Origin of the sequence: Thermovirga sp., from assembly GCF_017656375.1 — a bacterium.
Classification (GTDB): Bacteria; Synergistota; Synergistia; order Synergistales; family Thermovirgaceae; genus Thermovirga.
Window position 1 is genome coordinate 1 of the sequence record NZ_JACDOB010000057.1, and the last position, 4,261, is coordinate 4,261.

3 protein-coding genes and 1 riboswitch are annotated in these 4,261 nt (G+C 48.4%); of the genes, 1 reads left to right on the plus strand and 2 read right to left on the minus strand.

The features are described from left to right. Window positions 1-64: 64 nt before the first annotated feature. A complete protein-coding gene (gene cobT / locus H0Z23_RS08565; RefSeq protein ID WP_296869029.1) occupies window positions 65-1,108 on the minus strand; it encodes a nicotinate-nucleotide--dimethylbenzimidazole phosphoribosyltransferase in 1,044 nt (347 codons plus the stop codon). Window positions 1,109-1,192: 84 nt separating this feature from the next. After that, window positions 1,193-1,370: riboswitch (cobalamin riboswitch) on the minus strand. Between the two features lie 138 nt (window positions 1,371-1,508). On the opposite strand from cobT, the gene H0Z23_RS08570 reads away from it, so the two are divergent. After that, on the plus strand, window positions 1,509-2,363 hold the full coding sequence (locus tag H0Z23_RS08570; protein ID WP_296869030.1) for a transposase: 855 nt from the start codon (window positions 1,509-1,511) through the stop codon (window positions 2,361-2,363). Window positions 2,364-2,480: 117 nt separating this feature from the next. Here the strand turns inward: H0Z23_RS08570 and ilvD are convergent, their stop codons facing one another. Beyond that, window positions 2,481-4,163, minus strand: coding sequence for a dihydroxy-acid dehydratase (gene ilvD, locus H0Z23_RS08575; protein WP_296869031.1), 1,683 nt, complete (start codon window positions 4,161-4,163; stop codon window positions 2,481-2,483). Window positions 4,164-4,261 lie beyond the last annotated feature (98 nt).

The following is a 4,261-nucleotide window of genomic DNA, read 5'->3' on the forward strand; positions in this document are numbered from 1 at the left end:
AGGGGTCAAGCCTTCGTTTTTGGTGTTCTACCTGGCTTGAAGGCCTAACCCCACGTCCATGTCTTTATGCTTTGGATACTCCTGCTTCGTCGAAGGTTGCCATTTCACCTATAATTTTCGTCGCCGCCTCTATTATATTAAAGGCCAAAACTGCACCTGTTCCCTCTCCAAGCCTCATATCTAAACTAAAAAGAGGCCTTAAGCCGATCAAGTCAAGGGCTATCCTGTGTCCAGGCTCCTGGGAAAGGTGAGAGCCTATCATGTAGTTGACCGACCGGGGGCTTATCTTTGAGGCTATCAAAGCTGCGGCAGAAGATATAAAACCATCTATTACCACAGGAACCCTATTTGCCGCTGCTGCCAATATACACCCTGCCATGCCAGCTATCTCCAAACCTCCCACCTTTGCCAGCACATCAATCGGGTCACTCTTATCCGGCCTATTCTTTTCTATTGCCCGTTCAATCACCATTCTCTTATGAGCCAATCGTTCCGTGCCTACTCCACTTCCAGGCCCTACTATTTCTTCTAATGAATGCTCTGAATAAACAGCTAAAATAGCGCTACTGGCCGTGGTGTTCCCAATACCCATCTCTCCCAAGGCAAAGATGGAAGCGCCAGAATTTATTTGCTCCTGAACCACATCGATCCCTACTTCCAGGGCCTTTAGTGCTTCCTCCCTCGTCATTGCCGGACCATGAACGAAATTATCCGTTCCATATTTCACTTTTCTGGCCTTCAATCCAGGGTGATCTACATCTACAGCCACACCTATATCCACACAAACCACTTCCGCACCAGCATGCCTGCTCAAAACGTTTATGGCAGCTCCCCCATTCAGGAAATTCACGACCATCTGGGGAGTAACCTCCTGTGGAAAGGCGCTGACACCTTCTGCTACAACTCCATGGTCCGCGGCCATTACGATAGATACCTTCTTACCAATCTTTGGCCTTGGCTCTCCCGTTATGCCAGCCAACTGGACAGCTATGCGTTCAAGCATACCCAAGCTGCCTTTCGGCTTGGTCAAGTTATCCAGCCGATGTTGGGCTTCTCTCATGGAAGTTGCGTCAAGATCGCTAATACTACTAATTGTTTTCTCCAACATTATTGTCCCTCCCTCACTTTATTAAAGCGTTCATAAAAAAAGCCCCAAACCGCTACTGCGGTTTGAGACTTTACCATCATCCCAAACTACCAACTCTAGAAAGGCAGGTCTCCTGGCTCACGGATCATCGCAACCACCTCGCCTTCCCAGCTTAACGCCAGTGGCTCTGAGGCTTGCTCCCCGTATACAGTGGCGGGACCGCTCAGGATTTGCACCTGATTCCCTATTCTCCCCGAAGGGCACCTTTCCAGTAGGTAATTTATTCAATTGCCCTAATTCTATAAAATTACCCTTTCAACATCAAGCTACACCTAGGGGGTCAGGTCTTTATTTTTGGTGTTTTTAGGTATAAAATACGAGTTGTTCCAACGATAATTATTTGTGAGGGGGCATCAGAAACATGACCCGCCCGTTGAGGGTAGAATTTGAGGGTGCAGTATATCACATAACAAGCAGAGGCAACGCTAAGAAAAGTATCTTTTTTGATGACGAGGATAGGAAAAAATTCCTAAAAATACTATCAAACGTCGTCGAACGTTTCGAGTGGATATGCCATGCCTATTGCCTGATGGATAACCATTACCACCTTCTACTTGAGACCCCTCGCCCCAACCTGTCTAAAGGAATGAGACAACTAAATGGCGTATATAGCCAAAGCTTCAACAAGCGCCATAACCTTGTAGGCCACGTGCTTCAAGGGCGTTACAAATCCATTTTAGTCGAAAAGGAAGCTCACCTTCTGGAGCTTACAAGATATGTGGTGCTAAACCCTGTAAGGGCAGGCCTCGTCAGCTCAGCTGCAGATTGGCCTTGGAGCAGCTATAGGGCTACAGCTGGATTGGAGCCAGCTCCCGAGTTCTTGCATGTTAACTGGATCCTTTCCCAATTTGCCAGCACTCCTGCAAAGGCTATAGAGGAATATCGGCTTTTTGTCGCAGAAGGGGCCCAAGACTCACCATGGGAAGAGTTAAAAGGAGGAATCGTACTAGGCAGCGAAGAGTTTTTGGGCAATTTGGAACCGTTGCTTAAAGAAAAAACGGACGATTGGAATATTCTGGAGCAACATCGGCTCGCAACAAGACCTAAATTGGAGGAGATTTTTGCTGAAGTTAAAGACAAAAAAGAGAGAAACAGGAAAATTGTAGAAGCAGTAGAAACACATAAATATATGCAATCCGAGGTCGCCAAATTCTTAGGGATTCATTATTCAACTGTCAGCAGCATAATCAAGAAGACGGCTAGCAAAGAAATTTGATTTTTGTTTTGTATGACTTGAAACGCCGCTTGATATTGTATAATATACCAAAAGTAAAGACCTGACCCTCAAGTAAGAAAGTAACTATTGTGAAGGGACGGCAATGTCCCTTCACGCCTATATCCTATCGTCCAACATGGCTCCCTTGTCCGCCTGAAGGGCCGTTTTGGCACAAAGACCTAAAATTCCCCTGTCAACCTTGGGGGGCAAGGGCTCCCATTCCCTCAATCGTTTCTGGAACTCTTCCTCTGTAATTCTTAGGTCTATCCTTCTTTCCGTAATATCTATGTCTATAACGTCACCTTCCTGCGCTATGCCTATAGGTCCCCCTACCGCTGCCTCGGGAGCAACATGGCCTATGGCGGCGCCTTCGGTAAAACCAGAAAACCTGCCGTCCGTTACCACAAAGACGTCTGAGCCCAACCCTAGCCCCACAAGGGCATCTGTGGTCATCATCATCTCCCTCATCCCCGGTGCCCCCCTGGGGCCTTCGTACCTAATGACCACCACGTCGTTTTTCTTTATCTTGCCCGTTACAACGGCTTCGTGAGCCTCCTCGTCAGAGTGGAAAACCCTGGCCGTGCCACTAAACTTCAGGCGCTCTGGAGGTATCGTAGTAGTCCTACATATGGCTCCATCGGGAGCAAGGTTGCCTCTCAAAACAGCAATGCCTCCATTTGGGAAAACGGGCTCGTTTAGGCTTTTGAGGACTTCCCTGTCTTTGGAAGATGCCCTTCCTGCTGTCTGTTGTATAGTCATACCTGAAATGGTTGCAGCCGAACCATCCAGAATGGGAAGAAGCTCACCCAAGATGGCAGGCACTCCACCGGCTCTGTGCAAGTCATTGACCGTGGCCTTGCCTGTAGGTATAACCTTAGAAATGACGGGAACCTGCCTGGATAAGCGGTCGAAGTCATCCAAGGTAAGCTCTATCCCAAGTTCTCTGGCAAAACTCAACAGGTGAAGCACCCCGTTAGTGGACCCTGCCATCGCTAAAAGAACCTTAGCTGCGTTCAGCAGGCTCGAACGGCTCAATATGTCCTTTGGCGCTATACCCTGCTTCGTAAGCTCAACAATCCTTCTACCCGTCTGTGTGGCAAAGCGAAGCTTCTCAGCCGAAGTAGCGGGCGTCGTAGCAGAGCCTGGCAGGGAGAGCCCCAAAGCTTCCATGAGAATCTGCATGGTGTTAGCCGTTCCCATTAGAGCGCATGCGCCAGGCCCAGGGCATACGTGGTCTTCAAGATAGCGAATTTTCTCCTTTACCTCATCCGCATTTGAAGCATTGTATTGGGAGCCAAAGACTAGCTGGTCTAGCTCAGATAAAACTGCTTGCCTTCCTTCGAACTCACACGTATCCTGAGGCCCTCCAGATAGGAAGATGGCAGGAAGGCCGGTTCTAAGTGCCCCGATAAAAACTCCTGGTATGATGCTATCGCAGGAAGCCAGCAACACTAACCCATCGAATAGCTGTACATTGGCCATTATCTCCACGGAGGATGCTATGACATCCCTTATGACAAGTTCATACCTCAAGTGAGGAGTACCAATGGGAACCGCTCCACAGGTGGCTATAGTCCTAAACTCAAAGGGTGTCCCACCCGCCTGCCAAATGCCCGATTTGACTCGCTCCACCAGCTTGTCCAGGTGAACATGGCCCAAGCCTGCATCGTTAGCGGTATTTACGATACCTATAAGAGGCCTTGACAGGTCCTCGTCGTCGTAGCCACACCCCTTGTAGATAGCCCTTCTGGACGCTCCCTCGTCCGCTGAAAACAACTTTAACTTTTCAGAACGATACATGTGCGCTTTCCTCCCCTATTTACTAAATGAGTCTCTAAAAGAATACAATAACTTTAGGCTTTTTGCATGGCAAAACCCACAAAACACCAAAAATAAAG

What these genes read in the sequence shown, in the direction of transcription:
- cobT (WP_296869029.1), bottom strand. Translation starts at nt 1,108, where the DNA reads ATGTTGGAGAAAACAATTAGTAGTATTAGCGATCTTGACGCAACTTCC.
- H0Z23_RS08570 (WP_296869030.1), top strand. Translation starts at nt 1,509, where the DNA reads ATGACCCGCCCGTTGAGGGTAGAATTTGAGGGTGCAGTATATCACATA.
- ilvD (WP_296869031.1), bottom strand. Translation starts at nt 4,163, where the DNA reads ATGTATCGTTCTGAAAAGTTAAAGTTGTTTTCAGCGGACGAGGGAGCG.